We start from the raw sequence: 15,206 nt of genomic DNA on the forward strand, positions 1-15,206 counted from the left end.
GCAAGACCAAAAGAACAACGCGGGACTTCATATCTCGCCGAATTTCGATAGCGTTTTTCGAGATTCGGCGATTTAGCCCGTATCGGGATACTCCTCGCTTAAAATGCCATTAACGCGCTTAAGGCGCAATGAAGCTCGTTATATCGTCAAGTCATTTTCAAATTCAGGCTCCTGCCATGACGGCAAATTCGCCTGCCGATATTTTGGGTGAGTTGGAGGATGCGGTCGCAACCTGCCCGCTCGACCGTTGCGGTCGCATCCTCGACGGCATTGTGCAACTGCTCACCGGCAGCGGTGACCGGTCTCAGGAATTGCTCGCCGACGTGGTCGATGGCGTCCTGCTGCGATTGGCGGAGCGGGTCGAGGCCAGCGCATTGGTTCAACTCGGTGTGGCGCTCGCCGAACTCAATGTGGCTCCGCCGAAGACGTTGCGGCACCTCGCCGCGCACGACGATCCCGACGTGGCCTGCCCCGTTCTGCTCAAGTCACAGGCGCTGTCCACGTCCGATCTCGATACCATCGCGATTTCGAGCAGCGAACGGCAACAACTCGCGATCGCAGCCCGGGAGCGCATCGAGCCGGCGTTGGCCGAGACGCTCATCAGGCGCGGAGGCCGCGCCGTTCACCTTGCGCTGATTCACAATATAGGGACGCGGTTCTCCGATACCGCCCATGATGCGCTTGTCGAGAAGTGCACGAGGGATGAAGAGCTAACCAAGGCCCTGGCCCTCAGGCCCGGCACGCCCGACCCCGTCTTGCGAAAGTTGCTGTCGCCCACAACGAAGCCCAGCGCTCGCGCAGAGCCAATGACTCCCTCCGTCTCGCCTGCTCAAGCGGCGATGCCGATAGTGCCCAAGCTGCCTGGCCCGGCCGCTTATGCAAGCGCGCGGCCAGAGATCGTCGCGCTCAATCGCATCGGCAAGCTCAACGATTCCACCGTGAACCGCTTCGCGATCCGCGGCGAGACCGCCAATTTGGTGACGGCCTTGTCGGTGCTTTCGGGCGCTCCCATCGAGATTGTTGAACACGTCATGACCGACGGCGATTGCGAAGGCCTGGTCATGGCCTGCCGGGCTTCGCGGCTGAGCTGGCAGACCACGCTTGCCATCCTGAGCAACCGTAGCGGGACCAGGCTATCCTTTGCTGAGCGCGAGCGCGCGCAGGATGTTTTCGAGACACTGCTCCTGTCGACCAGTCAGTGGACGGTCCGATGGGGGGAAATCGCCGCGGGTGCCCAGGGGAACGGTCGCGGAAGATATGGCGCGAGAGCGGGGGGCAACCGATGAAGTTCGATGGCCGCAAGGCATCTCGCGTGAAGATGGACCACCGTCAGCCCGTCAACCTGATGGGCTCGGACGGCACATGGCGGCGCAGCTGCGTTCTGCTCGACGTGTCGCAGACAGGCGCGAAGGTCGAGGTCGAGGGCACGCTGGACGTGCTGCAGGCCAAGGAATTTTTCCTGGTGTTGTCCTCGACCGGACTCGCCTATCGGCGCTGCGAGTTGGTCTGGATCGACGGCACCACCGCCGGCGTTCACTTCGTCACAGCAGATGGCAAGAAGAAGTCCGAGAGCGCACCGCCGGCAAAGACGAAAACCGCCGCAGGATGATTTAGCCGATCGTTCATACGACAATCAGAGACATCGCAGGTCACGCCGTGCAGAACGCGCGAACCATCCTCAGCTCCGCCGACCCGGGCGGTATGCGAGAAAAGGAACGGGCCCGCACCTTCGTGCATGTGCTGGCCGACACTTCCGACAAGCTGACCGGCCTCTGCTCGATCCTGGAGGAGCGGTTCGCCGTCGCGGGCGAGCGGCTGGACGCCCAAGCCAAGCTGTCGCAGGTGCCCTCCGCCGTCGTCATCCGCGCCGACCTCCGCGACGTCGGCAATATTGCCGCGATCAAGAAACGCGCTGGCAAGCTCGCCAAGGCAAAGAAGCGGATATTTCTCCTCGAGCACAGCTCTCACGTCGGCATTTCGCAAGCCTACGCGCTCGGGGCGACGCTCGTCCTGCCCGGCACGATCAATCGTCCCAGACTGCTGGCCGCCCTGTCCAATCCGGCGGACCTGTCTTCTGTCTCATCGAGCGAGACCGCACAGTCGGACAACGCGGTCGAGACCGCGGCCACCGCGATCGCCTCGATGTTCACAGCCGTCACCCTCGGTCAGTCCCTCGACGTCGACGGCACCAAGGAGGCCGGCCGCCAGATTGCCGATCGCATCACCGAACGGGGCCTTTCGGAATGGCTCACGACGGTGCGGCGCCACCACGAGGGAACCTACCAGCACTGCCTGCTCGTGACCGGCGTCGCCATCGACTTCGGCTTGAGCCTCGGCGTCGGAAGAGCCGATCTGGAGCGCCTCTACTCCGCGGCCATGTTCCACGACATCGGCAAGGCGCAGATCCCGCCCGCCATTCTCGACAAGCCGGGCCGCCTCGACGACGAGGAACGCGCCCTGATCGAGACCCATCCGGCTGCGGGCTACGAGTTTCTGAGGGGACACGACGGGATTTCCCCGGAAATTCTCGATGCCGTTCGCCATCATCACGAATATCTCGACGGCAGCGGCTATCCCGATGCGCTCTGCGCCGAGAGTATCGGCGATATCGTGAGGATTCTCACGATCTCCGACATCTTCGCAGCTCTGATCGAGCACCGGCACTACAAGCCGACCATGCCTCGTGCGGAAGCCTACGACATCCTGCGCGGGATGAGCGGAAAACTGGAGAAAGCCCTGGTGAACTCGTTCAAGCCCGTCGCGCTCACGCGTTGAGACGCCGGGCCCTGGCAATCGCGGCGCAGCAAATCCGCCTAGTGAGTGGCGCGATAGCTGGCGCGGCGCGGGATGGACCGGCAGGCCAGCCCGTCGGCCAGCAGCTTCATGTCCTCATGCCTACCGCTGCGAATCAGCCGGCCGAACTCTTCGGGAGTGAAAGGAAGACTTGGATCTTCATCGATCGGGCGCCGCAGTCGCGGGCCAAAGAACCGCCGAACCAGGCTAGCCAGCCGCCGCATGTCAATTCCCTCGCGCCAGCAACAAACCTCTCACGAGGCTTATTGTTCCTGCTAGCGCGGCGAGATTGCAAGAGCCAACTGAATGGTCGTCACCGAAATTTGCGCCCGAGCGGACTCTACGTCCTAGCCGATCCTCTTCAACGTCTCGATGTCGTCCATCGCGCTCGTCAATGCCCCGTTGCGGTCGCGCACGAAGCTTTCGAGATCCGACAGCACCGTGTTGATCATCTGAAGATTCTTGAACATGTCCTCGATCTGGGTCACGATGCTGTTGTAGCCGTCCTGGGTCTGGATCAGCTGGCCCCGGGTTTCATTGATGTTGGCGCCAAGTGACTCGATCGAGCTTTCCATGCCTTCGATCGAGGCATGGGTGCGCGTGAGGCTGCTCTTGGTGTCATTGGCGAGCTTCTTCACTTCGGTCGCAACCACCGAGAAGCCCCGTCCCGCCTCGCCGGCGCGCGCCGATTCAATGGTCGCGTTGAGCGCGAGCAGGTTGGTCTGGCCCGCGATGGTGTCGATGATCTTCAGGATATCGCGCAATCCGTTCATGGCCTGAGTGAGGCCGGCAAACTCCTGCGACAGCGCCGTGGTGTCGGTCGCCTTCGCCGCCGATTGGGCGCTCGCCATGATGACCGAACGGATATCCTCCACGATCGCGTTGATCGACGCCGTCTGCTGCAGCGCGCCCTCCACCTTGCCGCTCAGCGTGGCACTGGCGCTCAGATACTCCGTCAGACGCTGGACGATGCCGTCCTTGATGCGGTTCAGCAGCACCATGCGGTTCAGATGGGTGCGCGTGAAATACTCGACGAAATGCGCATAGTGGATCGGGAACAGGTCGATGAACGGATCGCTCAGCGACTTCTTCGTGACGTCGAAGAACACGATGGCCGTCAGCGTCTGGTTGATGTTGATTCCGAACAGCTCGCCGAAAGTCGAAAATCCCGCAACCGGCATCGGCCACATTCCGCTCATGTTGCGGAGCTGGCTCTCGTTGTTGAGACGACGCAGGATGCAGTCGTTGAGAATCGCGCCGATCGCCGGCGGCTTGTCGCGCAGGAAGGCTTCGAGGTCGCGCCGCGTCTGGTCGACGAAATCGGTCGCCTCCAGGAGTTCGAGCCTGTCGCCCGAATTGACGTCGCAGAAGAAGGAGATGACGCCAGTCTCCGCATCGATGCCGGCGACCGAGCGCACGAACAGGTCACCGCCGACCTCGATGCCGAAGGAGTGTTTCGTCATCATCGGCATCACGTTCGCCGGTGCCGTGTTCAGTGCCTTCGCCACCGCAGACGCGAACGGCTTGATCTCGCTCCCCTCCAGGACGCCCGAGGCAGTGCGCCGGTCCGGATCGGCCCCCATGACGACGAAGGACTTGCCGGTCTTCTTGAAGTTCTGGGTCTTGAAGATGCTGTAGGCCCGGCCCGGCGCCAGCTTCATGAAGGCGACGAGAGCATGGTTCTCGAGGATCTGCCTGCCGTCATAGAGATAGGTGTTCTTGAAGTCGAGCTTGCCGCCGGCGGAGCCCCCGACGAAGGCGCACGGAAACTTGCCGCTCCTGTACACCGCCTCCATGAAATAGTTCTCCGACGCGGAGACGCCGTCGACCAGCGCGAAGGCGATGGTGTCGCGTACGTCGATCACGAAGGGCGTGCGGATCGTTCCGAGTTCTCGGGCGATCGCATCGATCCGCGCGTCATGCGCCTTGGACGGCGCTCCCTTGCGGATGTCCTCGTTGTGGAGGCCAACGCTGTGGATGCTGATCGACTGAAAGAGGTCAGCGGGGAAGACCTGCACGACGACCGAGGACCAACTCGCCCCCGTCGCCTTGTAGAGCGATTGGCTTGCCGAGCACAATTCGCCGGCGGTCGAGATCGCGATCACCGGCGTCGAGCCCGCGAGCCTCTGCAACGACGGCACCACGCGGGCGAAGTCGCAATGCGGCGAGATGAACGCGATGGCGAGCGGCGCGCGCGCACCGGCGACGACGAAGTCGCTCTCGGAAATATTTTGCAGACGGTCGTCACTCTCCAGCACCCGGATCGCGCAAGGCTCGGGGGAAGCCGGCGTCTCATCGTGAGGGTCCGGAACGATCGACGGCGCGGCTTGCTTATGACTTGCCTGGGAAAAGAACGAGAGCATGGCAATATCCTTGTTCGACGCGAGCAGCGTCTCGAAGGAATCAATTACGGATTCGAAATTGCCATTCGGTTATGAGGCGCGCCGCACGGCTGCGTTTGTGCAACGGATTTCCACCGTAGGACTACGGCACGACGCGGTATTGCGGGCTCATGATACCGATCGCGCAAGCACATTTGATCTGAATCAAATTCGCAGGCTGCAGATAATCAACCCGATGCCGAAGCACGCTTCTAAGGCCGATTTCGATTGATGCGCGCGTGTTTGCGCATCAATCGGCGAAGCCGACGAAGCGCACGAAGTCGTCGTTCGCCTCGCGATCCGAGCGCACCGCGTTCGCGGCAAAGCCGTCATCCGGATAGCCCATCGCAACGCATGTCATGATGACCTCGTCCTCCGGAATCTCCGCGACCTCGCGCACGATATCGGAACGCATGATGCCCTGCCCGTTGATGACGGAGCCGAGACCGCGGTCCCACGCTGCGAGCACGATGCCGTAGCAGAGCGCGCCGAGGTCGAAATGGCAGACCGCGCCGGGATCGAGCACGCGGTCGTAGGTCAGGACCAGCGAGACCGGCGCGTCGAACTGCCGGAAACCGCGCAGCACCCAGTCCTGCCGCATCGGCTTGTCGTCGCGCGCGATGCCCATCGCGCCGAACAGCTTCTTGGCGATGTCGACCTGCCGCGCGCGATGCACGCCCTGGTACTCGCCGTGACTGATGATGTCGCGCTTGACCTTGGCCCCGCCGAGCATCTCCTCCATGTTGCGGCGGCGGACCTCTTCGAGCGGGCCGCCTGTGAGCACGTGGACATGCCAGGGCTGGGTGTTCATCGACGACGGCGCGCGCTTGGCGCTGTCGATGATCGCCTCGATCACCGCGCGCGGTACCGGCTCGTTCTTGAAGCCGCGCACGCTGCGGCGCGACTGGACCAGCGTTTCGAATTCCACCTCGAAAAACCTCCCTGCCCGTTCATCCGCCGGCCCGACATGAGACCGGTTGCCGATGCGGCGCGCGAAATCTATGCTAACCCGCAAGCAAGACCAAGAACCCTGCAAGAAACTTGGAGGACTCGAAAATGGCTGCGCCGCTCGACCCCGTCATCGCCCAGATCATTCCGCTCATGCCGATGCGCGACCTCGCTGTCATGACGCCACAGAGCGCCCGCGATTCCTTGCGCGCACTGGCTGCCTCCCGCGCCGCCATCCCGCCCCCGCCCGTCGATCACGTCGAGGATATCAAGGTGAAGGGCGGCGCCGGCCCGCTTCCTGCGCGTGTCTACCGGGCCGGCACCACGCCCGCTCCGACCGTGGTGTTCTTTCACGGCGGCGGCTGGGTTGCGGGCGACATCGAGACCCACGACCGGCAGGCCCGCAACATCGCGATCGAGACCGGCGCCGTCGTTGTCTCCGTCGACTATCGGCGCCCGCCGGAAACGCGCTTTCCCGGCGCCTTTGAGGACGCCTTCGCCGCCGTGAGCGATGTGTTTGACCGCGTCGCGGAATTTGGCGGCGATGCGAAGCGCGTCGGCGTTGCCGGCGACAGTGCCGGCGGCAATCTCGCGGCAACCACCGCAATCGCCTGCCGCGATGCCGGCCTCAAGCTCGCCGCGCAATTGCTGGTCTACCCTGTCACCGACGTCCTCGGCGGCTACGCCGACGCGCGCGAGAACGCGCGCTATCCCTCGCGCGCTGAAAATGCCGACGGCTACTTCCTGACGCGTGCCACGATGGAATGGTTTTGCGGCCATTATCTCGCCGATCCCGGCCATGCTTCGGACTGGCGCGTCTCGCCGCTGCGCGCGGCATCCCTCGCCGGCGTCGCACCGGCGGTCGTCACCACCGCCTGGTTCGATCCCCTGCGCGACGAGGGCGCGGCCTATGCGCAGGCGCTGGAAGCCGCCGGCGTGCGGGTCAAGCACCATGAAGGTCCCGGCCTGATCCACGGCTATTTCGGCATGGGCGATGCCTCGGACGTCGCGCGCGCCGAGGCGCAGCGCGCCCGGGCCGACTTCAAGGCGCTGCTCACGCGAGGGGCCTAGGATGCGCTAGGCGCTCTGCGCCCGCTGCACGCCGGTGTGGCCCCACGTCTCGTCCCAATCCTGACCGGCGGCGTCGACGACGCGGCCGTCGGCCTCGAAGAACTTGTTCGGCACCTGGAAGATCGCGAGGATCAGCGCGCCCTCCGGACACCAGGCGGCGTGCCGGCTGCCCGCTTCGCGCCAGATGAACTCACCGGCCTTGCAGGCGATGCCCTGAGCAGGCCCCTCCTTGTCGACGAGCGCGCCCTCGATCACCCAGCTCTGCTCGATGCCGACATGCTCGTGGTCCGGCAGCACCGCCCCCGGCGCAAACCGCATCAAGGCGGTCATCAGGCCGGTGCGCCGGTCGAACAGCAGCGTCTTGGCCTCGCACCCCGGAAAGCGGGTTCTCTGCCAGTCCATGTCTTGCGGCCGAACCAGGTGAGAATGCTGATCGGCGGCGTCCTGGTGTTTCGGGATCATTGCGTCCATCACGATGCTCCGTCCGGCTCGGCTGGCCAAGCCTAGCAGGATCGCCCACCGGGGTCAGCGAGCAGTGCAGCAGGAAGCGACGGGGCGAACGTCCACGGCAAAATCGTGCGGCGGACCCGGCTGCACGCCATCATCCAGCTTGATTGCGCCACGATTCCCGGTTCCAATCCCGCCGCCATTTCTGGCTGACGGAGACACCCATGATAAAGCGGATTTTCCTGGCTGCGATCGTTGCCACCTTTGCAGCGGGCTCGGCCTTCGCGCAAGAAACCTGCGAGAGCAAGGCGGTCGGCAAGGACGGCAAGCCGCTGGCCGGCGCAGCCAAGACCTCGTTCATGAAGAAGTGCAAAGCCGACGCTTGCGCGCCCAAGGCCGTCAGCGCCGACGGCAAGCCGCTCGCCGGTGCGGCCAAGAACAGCTTCATGAAGAAGTGCGAGACCGGGGCGTAAGGGCGCTCTTCGGTGACTCTCGTGCCCCGGACGCAGCGCAGCGCTACCCTGGCGATGCGAAGCATCTCCAGTAGCGATGCGCTGCAGAGCCGGGGCCCCTGCCGCCGCGAGTATCGCCCCAGAGATGGGTCCCGGCTCGGCGGAGCGGCACTGCGCGCCGCACCGCGTCCGGGACACGAGCCTGGCGATTAGTTCGCAGCTTCATTCCCGCCTGAACTGATAATCGAACGCCCCCTCCCGCGGCCTGATCCACCCCGCCGTCGGCGCCGGAAAATGCACCGGCAGGATCAGCGTGTCGGTGTCGGCCACGGACGCGAAGAATTTTCGCCGCGACGCCGCCGACTGCTTCGGATCCCAATCGGGCCGCGCCGACCAGTCCGGCTCGCGGCACTGGATCTGGTGATGCATGAGGTCGCCCGCGACCACCGCGCGCTGGCCCTTCGAAAAGATGTTCACGCAGCAATGGCAGGGCGAATGCCCCGGCGTCGGCGTCAGCGTGACGGTGTCGTCGAGCGCGTAGTCGTCGTCGACCAAGAGCGCCTGTCCGGCCTCGACGATCGGCAGGCAATTGTCGCGAAACACGGTGCCGGGCGGATTGTTGCCCTTGGCGTGCTCGGCCTCCCATGCCGCATACTCGCCCTTGTGGAAGACGTATTTCGCATTCGGAAACGTCGGCACCCAGCGACCGTCGCGCAGGGTCGTATTCCAGCCGGTGTGGTCGATATGCAGATGCGTGCAGAACACGTAGTCGATCGCTTCGAAAGAGATGCCGAGCGCGAACAATTCGTTGCGCCAGCGCTCCTTGCCGGGAAAATCGAACGGCGGCGGATGGCCCTTGTCCTCGCCGGTGCAGGTATCTATGAGGATCGTGTAACGCGGCGTGCGCACGACAAAAGTCTGGTAGGTGATCATCATCATGCCGCGCGCGGCGTCGAACACCTCCGGCTCCATCGTCGGCAGATGGCGCTTGAAAACGTCTTCGTCATAGGCCGGGAAGAAATCCCGCGGCCGCCGCCACGGCCCCTCCCGCTCGATCACCGCATCGATGGTGATGTCGCCGATCCGGATTTGCTTCATGGCGTTCGCTCCCTTTTTGCGAAAGCGTAGCGAACGGACTCGGAGCATTCAAGACGCCGGGCGTTGGGCCTTCCATGCGCGGCGCGCCGCAAATCGACCTCAAACACTGGCGATGTTGATCGCGGAATGAGGAAGGTGTGGTGGGCAGGAAGTTGAAGGCGAGCGCGGCCATCGTGATGGCCGCCGCAGCTAGCATCTACATCAACAACACCAATCTGCTCGCGCAGCATCGGGGCGGCAAGCCAGTGCTGCTGGCCCATCGCGGCATCGCGCAACGCTTCGATGAGCGCGATGTGAAGAACGACACCTGCACCGCCGCGCGGATGCTGCCGCCGTCGCACGATTATCTGGAGAACACCTTGCGCTCGATGCGCGCCAGCTTCGAGGCCGGCGCCGACGTGGTCGAGCTCGACGTGCATCCGACCACCGACCGCGAGTTCGCCGTCTTCCACGACTGGACGCTCGGCTGCCGCACCGACGGCCAGGGCGTCACACGCGAGCAGAGCATGGCGAAACTGAAAATGCTCGACATCGGCCACGGCTACACCGCCGACGGCGGCGAGACCTTTCCGTTTCGCGGCAAGGCGATCGGGATGATGCCGACGCTATCTGAGGTGCTAGCCACCTTCCCGGACAAGCAACTCCTCATTAACGTGAAAAGCCGCGACGCCGGCGAAGGCGAGAAACTCGCCGCCGTGCTGAACGCGCTGTCGGCCGAGCGGCGGCGGATGATCATGGTCTATGGCGGTGACGAGCCGATCGACACGATCCGTCGCCTGGCTCCTGATGTTCGCACCATTTCGCGCACGACCATCCGGAGCTGCCTGCTTCGCTATTTCGGCTATGGCTGGACCGGCTTGATCCCGGCCGCCTGTCGAAGCGCCCTGGTGCTAGTGCCCATCAATGTCGCACCCTGGCTCTGGGGCTGGCCCGATCGCTTCCTCAATCGAATGGCCGACGCCAACAGCGCGGTCTTCGTGCTCGGCCCTTATAGCGGCGGCGAATTCTCCACCGGCATTGATACGCCCGAATTGCTCGCCCGGCTCCCGCAAGGCTATTCCGGCGGCATCTGGACCAACGAGATCGAGACCATCGCCAGGATCGCGGGCAAGAGCAAGAACTAGCTCCGCAACCCCGGCGCCTCCTGCCCGGTACGCGCGACGTATTCCGTGTAGCCGCCGCCGAACTGGTGGATGCCCTCCGGCGTCAGCTCCAGCACGCGGTTCGACAGCGTCGCCAGGAAGTGGCGGTCATGCGAGACGAACAGCATGGTGCCCTCGAAATCCGACAGCGCATTGATCAGCATTTCCTTGGTGGCGAGATCGAGATGGTTGGTCGGCTCGTCCAGCACCAGGAAGTTCGGCGGATCGAACAGCATCTTGGCCATCACAAGGCGCGCCTTCTCCCCGCCCGAGAGCACGCGGCAGCGCTTCTCGACGTCGTCGCCGGAGAAGCCGAAGCAGCCGGCGAGCGCGCGCAATGAGCCCTGCCCCGCGGTCGGAAACTGGTCCTCCAGCGACTGGAACACGGTGCGCTCGCCGTCGAGCAGGTCCATCGCATGCTGGGCGAAATAGCCCATCTTGACGCTGCCGCCGACCGATACCGTTCCCTCGTCCGGCTCGCTCGCGCCGGCAATGAGCTTGAGCAGCGTCGACTTGCCGGCGCCGTTGACGCCCATCACGCACCAGCGCTCCCTGCGGCGGATCATGAAATCGAGTCCGTCATAGATCCGCTTGCTGCCATAGCCCTTGTGAACGTTCTTCAGGGCGACGACGTCTTCTCCCGAGCGCGGGGCCGGCGGAAAATCGAACGCGATGCTCTGGCGGCGCCGCGGGGGCTCGACCCGCTCGATCTTGTCGAGCTTCTTCACCCGGCTCTGCACCTGCGCGGCGTGCGAGGCGCGCGCCTTGAAGCGCTCGATGAACTTGATCTCCTTGGCGAGCATGGCCTGCTGGCGCTCGAACTGCGCCTGCTGCTGCTTCTCGTTCTGCGCGCGCTGCTGCTCATAGAACTCGTAGTCGCCGGTGTAGGTCGTCAGCGAGCCGGAATCGATCTCGATCACTTTCGAGATCACGCGGTTGATGAACTCGCGGTCGTGCGAGGTCATCAGCAGCGTGCCTTCGAAATCGTGCAGGAATTTTTCAAGCCAGATCAGGCTTTCGAGATCGAGATGGTTGCTCGGCTCGTCGAGCAGCATGACATCGGGACGCATCAGCAGGATGCGCGCCAGCGCCACGCGCATCTTCCAGCCGCCCGAGAGCTTGCCGACGTCGCCGTCCATCATCTCCTGGCTGAAGCCGAGGCCCGACAGCGCCTCGCGCGCGCGGCCGTCGAGCGCGTAGCCGTCGAGCTCCTCGAACGCGTGCTGCACCTCGCCATAGCGCGCGATGATCTCGTCCATCTGATCGGCCTTGTCGGGATCGGCCATCGCGGCCTCGAGCTCGCGCAGCTCGGCCGCGACATCGCTGACGGGACCGGCGCCATTCATCACCTCGGCCACGGCGCTGCGCCCGGACATCTCGCCGACATCCTGGCTGAAATAGCCGATGGTGATGCCGCGATCGGTGGAGACCTGCCCCTCGTCGGGCAGTTCCTCACCGGCGATCATCCGGAACAGGGTGGTTTTTCCAGCGCCGTTCGGGCCGACGAGGCCGATCTTCTCGCCCTTGTTGAGGGCGGCCGAGGCTTCGATGAACAGGATCTGGTGGCCGGCTTGCTTGCTGACGTTGTCGAGGCGGATCATGGGGTCTTTTTGGGGGATTTTTGCGTTGCAGCGTCATAGGCCATGCCGGCGCTGAGGGGAAGCCCGGCGGGGTACGGATTTCTCACCGCCAGACATGCCGGCCCCCTGCAATTGGCTCCCTCCGGTCTGATCCGTTGGCTGCAGCACGCTGCCCGCGCCGCGCCCGAAGCGCCTCCTAGGGCATAGCGTCCACTCGGTCGAGCACGTTCGGCGCAGAGAGAAGATGATTGTCAGCCGAAATCGGCGATGCGGACATCGAGCGTAAACACGGTTTGATAGACTTCCGGTTCGCTCGCCCCGCCGAGGACATCCGGGATGGTCGTGCGGGCCCGCTGCAGGGCGATTTGCAACGAGGTCAAGTCGAGCGCCTCGATCAACAGCAGGCCTGAGAAGAAACCCTCAGTCTTGCGCATGCCCTTTTCAGTCGTCGGTACCGATGTCCGAGCCTCGTCGGTTGCACCGATCTGTACGGCGGCGACCCCGTTGCATGCGACGAGCGCTTCGGCCAGTTCTTGCGGGCTCGCGGGCAGCTTCTCGATCCGCAACGCCGCGATCGTGGCTCCCTCCCCGCGCCCGGCCCGCGCCACCATGGTGCCCCCGCCTCGCATGAAGTTACCGAGCTTTGGCATGATGCGCCGAGACCACGGCGTCGGGGCGTTGAGGCGCGCGAGATAGGCCTCCCCATCGAGGACCTCGGGTGCCACAAGCTCATACAGGATGAAGAAGCGGTTGATATCGTCGCGTCCTGCGCGGAAGACCCGTGACGCCAGAAAGCCTCTGGTCGTGACGCGTTCGGTTGTATGCTCGCGGGTCAGCCAGTGCCGGTAATCAGTCAGATCCTGCGCCTCGACGTCGCTCCAAATCGCAAGAAAACCTGCTCCGCGCATTCCACTCTCCTCAAGCCTTGCCGGCAGCTGCAAGCCCGCGCAGCGCCGACGGAATCGTTTCGGGCAATTGTCCGAGCCGCTGAACAGCCGCGAGGATCGCGACGAGATAGCCGTGCGGACCCAAGCCGCAAATGACCGCCGTGCAAGCGCTGGAGGTGATGGAGTGACGATGAAGCTCATCTCGCGCGTGGATATTCGATATGTGCAGCTCGATCTTCACGCCTTCGAAGATCTTGAGCGCATCGATCAGCGCGATCGACGTGAACGAATAGGCCGCCGGGTTGATGATGATCGCGTCCGCCTTGCCATGGGCTGACTGGATCAGGTTGACGAGCTCGCCCTCCATGTTGGACTGATGGAAAGAGATGGAGACGCCGAGTTGGGCGGCCAGCATCTGGCAGCTGTCCTCGATCTCCTTCAGCGTCGTCCGGCCGTAGATGTGCGGCTCTCTGATGCCGAGAAAGTTGAGGTTGGGTCCGTTGAGGATCATGATTTTGGCGGCCATCTTCGCTCCTCGTATCCTTTGCCGACGCGGCGACTAACCGCCGAACCATTTAGCCGGAATCGTCACCAGTCCCGGGAAGAGTACCATCGCGAAAAGAACGATCAGCTGCGCGATCATGAAGGGCCAAACGCCCTTGACGATGTCCTCCATGCTGATCCTGGAGACGCCGCAGACGACGTTCAGCACGATGCCGACCGGGGGCGTGATCAGGCCGATGGAATTATTGATGATGAACAGCACGCCGAAATAGACCGGATCGATATGTGCCGCTTTGACGATCGGCATCAGGATCGGCGTCAGGATCAGGATTGTCGGCGTCATGTCGAGCGCCGTTCCAACGATCACGACAACGACCATGATCGCGAGCATCAGGATCGTATTGTTTCCCATGAACGGTTTCAGGAGATCGACGACCTGGCCGGAGATCTCGGACACCGTGATCAGCCAGGACGAGACCAGCGCCGCGGCGACGAGAAACATGACAACGCTGGTCGTCACCGCGGACGAGACCAGAACGGCATAGACTTCGGACCATTTCAACTCGCGGTAAACGCAAGTCGCCACGAACAGCGAATAGACGGCGACGACGACGCCGGCCTCGGTGGGCGTGAAGATGCCAAAGCGCAGGCCCACGATGATGATCCCTGGCAGCATCAGCGCCCAGAAGCCGTCGATCACTGCAAACAAAACGGTGCGCAGCGTGGCACGCGGCGGCGGTTTCAGATCTTCCTTGTGCACCACCCAGTACCAGGCAACGCAGAGGCCTAACCCCAGCAGCAGACCGGGAACGATGCCGGCAAGAAACAGCTTCGAGATCGACACGTTGGCCGCGACGCCGAAGATCACGAAACCGATGCTGGGCGGGATCACCGGGCCGATGACCCCGCCGGCGGCCACCAGGCCGGCCGCATAGGTCTTCTTGTGGCCCGCCGCCACCATCATCGGCACCAGCAATGCCGCAAGCGCGGCCGCATCGGCAGCCGCGGATCCCGACAGCGATGACAGGATGCATGCAGCCAGAATCGTGACATAGCCCAGGCCGCCGCGGAAATGCCCGACCGCGACGAGCGCGACATTGACGATACGCTTGGCCAGGCCTCCCTTGTTCATGATCTCGCCGGCGAGCATGAAGAAGGGAATGGCCATCAGCGGAAAGCTGTCGGCGCCGTTGATGACATTCTGCGCCACGATCTGGGAATCGAACATGTCGATCGTGCTCATCAGGGCGACGCCGCAGATGAGAAGCGCGAAGGCGATCGGCATTCCAAGCGCCATCGCGCCAAGCAGCGAGAACGTGAAGACCGCGATTGTCATGGCGTTATCCGGGTGACGCGAGGGGGCGGCGCGGCGACAGCAGAGGACATCACTGCTCCTCCGATTCCCTGACGGCCACCATCTCCTCCTCGCTCGCCTGCCCGCTGACCACCCGATACAGATCGTAGAGCAGGATGACTGCGGTCGACACGCCGAAAATCACACCGACGGCGTAGAAGATCGCCATTGAAAGACCGGTGGCCGGCGCGCGGTCTTCCAGGTTGATGACGGTCTGGCGCCAGCTTCCCGACAGCAACAGCCAGTCGGCAAACAGCATCAGGCAGTAGTTGAGGACGAAGCAGATGCGCTTGCCGGAAGCCGGCAGCATCCGGACCAGAGTATCGACCCCGAGATGGGCGTGTTCGCGCATCGCGACGATGGCGCCGAGGAAGGTCAGCCAGACCAGGAGCCAGCGTGACAGCTCCTCGGAAATCGTGATGCCGGAGTTGAAACCGTAACGCAGCACGACGTTGCCGAACACAAGCACCACCATGACTGCGAGGCACGCGGCAATGACGGCCTTGAGAAACGTGCAATAGAGATCGAGGGCTCGCGCCATGCGTGACG

Annotated in this window: 16 protein-coding genes; 7 read left to right on the forward strand and 9 right to left on the reverse strand. The window is 63.8% G+C overall.

The features are described 5' to 3' along the window. Positions 1-176: 176 nt before the first annotated feature. Genes AC0WRY_RS19150 through AC0WRY_RS19160 form a run of 3 tightly spaced genes read left to right on the forward strand, consistent with a single transcriptional unit; the run spans position 177 to position 2,775 of the window. Complete coding sequence (locus AC0WRY_RS19150) at positions 177-1,286, forward strand: DUF2336 domain-containing protein (protein WP_194402361.1); 1,110 nt, start codon at positions 177-179, stop codon at positions 1,284-1,286. Continuing rightward, entirely contained in the window at positions 1,283-1,609 is a 327-nt protein-coding gene (locus tag AC0WRY_RS19155) for a PilZ domain-containing protein (RefSeq protein ID WP_194402362.1), read from the forward strand. Before AC0WRY_RS19150 ends, AC0WRY_RS19155 begins: the two co-directional genes overlap by 4 nt. Before the next feature lie 47 nt (positions 1,610-1,656). Continuing rightward, complete coding sequence (locus AC0WRY_RS19160; RefSeq protein ID WP_246776269.1) at positions 1,657-2,775, forward strand: HD-GYP domain-containing protein; 1,119 nt, start codon at positions 1,657-1,659, stop codon at positions 2,773-2,775. A 365-nt stretch (positions 2,776-3,140) separates the two neighbouring features. On the opposite strand, the gene AC0WRY_RS19165 is transcribed toward AC0WRY_RS19160, so the two are convergent. After that, positions 3,141-5,156, reverse strand: coding sequence for an FIST N-terminal domain-containing protein (locus AC0WRY_RS19165; RefSeq protein WP_491120438.1), 2,016 nt, complete (start codon positions 5,154-5,156; stop codon positions 3,141-3,143). Here AC0WRY_RS19165 and AC0WRY_RS19170 point away from each other — a divergent pair. Next, entirely contained in the window at positions 5,155-5,406 is a 252-nt protein-coding gene (locus AC0WRY_RS19170; RefSeq protein ID WP_491120440.1) for a hypothetical protein, read from the forward strand. The genes AC0WRY_RS19165 and AC0WRY_RS19170 overlap by 2 nt on opposite strands. An 18-nt stretch (positions 5,407-5,424) precedes the next feature. Here the strand turns inward: AC0WRY_RS19170 and AC0WRY_RS19175 are convergent, their stop codons facing one another. Then, positions 5,425-6,102, reverse strand: coding sequence for a nitroreductase (locus AC0WRY_RS19175; protein WP_491120442.1), 678 nt, complete (start codon positions 6,100-6,102; stop codon positions 5,425-5,427). 128 nt (positions 6,103-6,230) lie between these two features. Between AC0WRY_RS19175 and AC0WRY_RS19180 the strand changes: the two genes are divergently transcribed. Beyond that, entirely contained in the window at positions 6,231-7,193 is a 963-nt protein-coding gene (locus tag AC0WRY_RS19180) for an alpha/beta hydrolase (protein WP_491120444.1), read from the forward strand. A 6-nt stretch (positions 7,194-7,199) separates the two neighbouring features. Here the strand turns inward: AC0WRY_RS19180 and AC0WRY_RS19185 are convergent, their stop codons facing one another. Then, the gene (locus AC0WRY_RS19185) at positions 7,200-7,664 is read right to left on the reverse strand and encodes a cupin domain-containing protein (protein WP_491120446.1); all 465 of its coding nucleotides are present in this window, start codon (positions 7,662-7,664) and stop codon (positions 7,200-7,202) included. 200 nt (positions 7,665-7,864) lie between these two features. Here AC0WRY_RS19185 and AC0WRY_RS19190 point away from each other — a divergent pair, with 200 nt between their 5' ends. Next, entirely contained in the window at positions 7,865-8,113 is a 249-nt protein-coding gene (locus AC0WRY_RS19190) for a hypothetical protein (protein ID WP_491120448.1), read from the forward strand. Positions 8,114-8,314: 201 nt separating this feature from the next. On the opposite strand, the gene AC0WRY_RS19195 is transcribed toward AC0WRY_RS19190, so the two are convergent. Next, on the reverse strand, positions 8,315-9,190 hold the full coding sequence (locus tag AC0WRY_RS19195) for an MBL fold metallo-hydrolase (RefSeq protein ID WP_491120450.1): 876 nt from the start codon (positions 9,188-9,190) through the stop codon (positions 8,315-8,317). Positions 9,191-9,330: 140 nt separating this feature from the next. On the opposite strand from AC0WRY_RS19195, the gene AC0WRY_RS19200 reads away from it, so the two are divergent. Next, the gene (locus AC0WRY_RS19200; RefSeq protein ID WP_491120452.1) at positions 9,331-10,314 is read left to right on the forward strand and encodes a glycerophosphodiester phosphodiesterase family protein; all 984 of its coding nucleotides are present in this window, start codon (positions 9,331-9,333) and stop codon (positions 10,312-10,314) included. Here the strand turns inward: AC0WRY_RS19200 and AC0WRY_RS19205 are convergent. From AC0WRY_RS19205 to AC0WRY_RS19225, 5 genes are all read right to left on the reverse strand, one after another. After that, positions 10,311-11,933, reverse strand: a complete 1,623-nt coding sequence (locus AC0WRY_RS19205) for an ABC-F family ATP-binding cassette domain-containing protein (protein ID WP_491120454.1) — start codon at positions 11,931-11,933, stop codon at positions 10,311-10,313. The two genes, AC0WRY_RS19200 and AC0WRY_RS19205, sit on opposite strands and share 4 nt — an antisense overlap. Positions 11,934-12,163: 230 nt before the next feature. After that, positions 12,164-12,820, reverse strand: a complete 657-nt coding sequence (locus AC0WRY_RS19210) for a hypothetical protein (RefSeq protein ID WP_491120456.1) — start codon at positions 12,818-12,820, stop codon at positions 12,164-12,166. A gap of 10 nt (positions 12,821-12,830) precedes the next feature. Further along, positions 12,831-13,325, reverse strand: coding sequence for a type II 3-dehydroquinate dehydratase (locus AC0WRY_RS19215; RefSeq protein WP_194402371.1), 495 nt, complete (start codon positions 13,323-13,325; stop codon positions 12,831-12,833). Positions 13,326-13,358: 33 nt separating this feature from the next. Beyond that, positions 13,359-14,639, reverse strand: coding sequence for a TRAP transporter large permease (locus tag AC0WRY_RS19220; protein ID WP_211417287.1), 1,281 nt, complete (start codon positions 14,637-14,639; stop codon positions 13,359-13,361). A gap of 49 nt (positions 14,640-14,688) precedes the next feature. Beyond that, on the reverse strand, positions 14,689-15,198 hold the full coding sequence (locus tag AC0WRY_RS19225; protein WP_194402373.1) for a TRAP transporter small permease: 510 nt from the start codon (positions 15,196-15,198) through the stop codon (positions 14,689-14,691). Positions 15,199-15,206: the final 8 nt, after the last annotated feature.

The organism is Bradyrhizobium sp. T-12 (assembly GCF_058314695.1).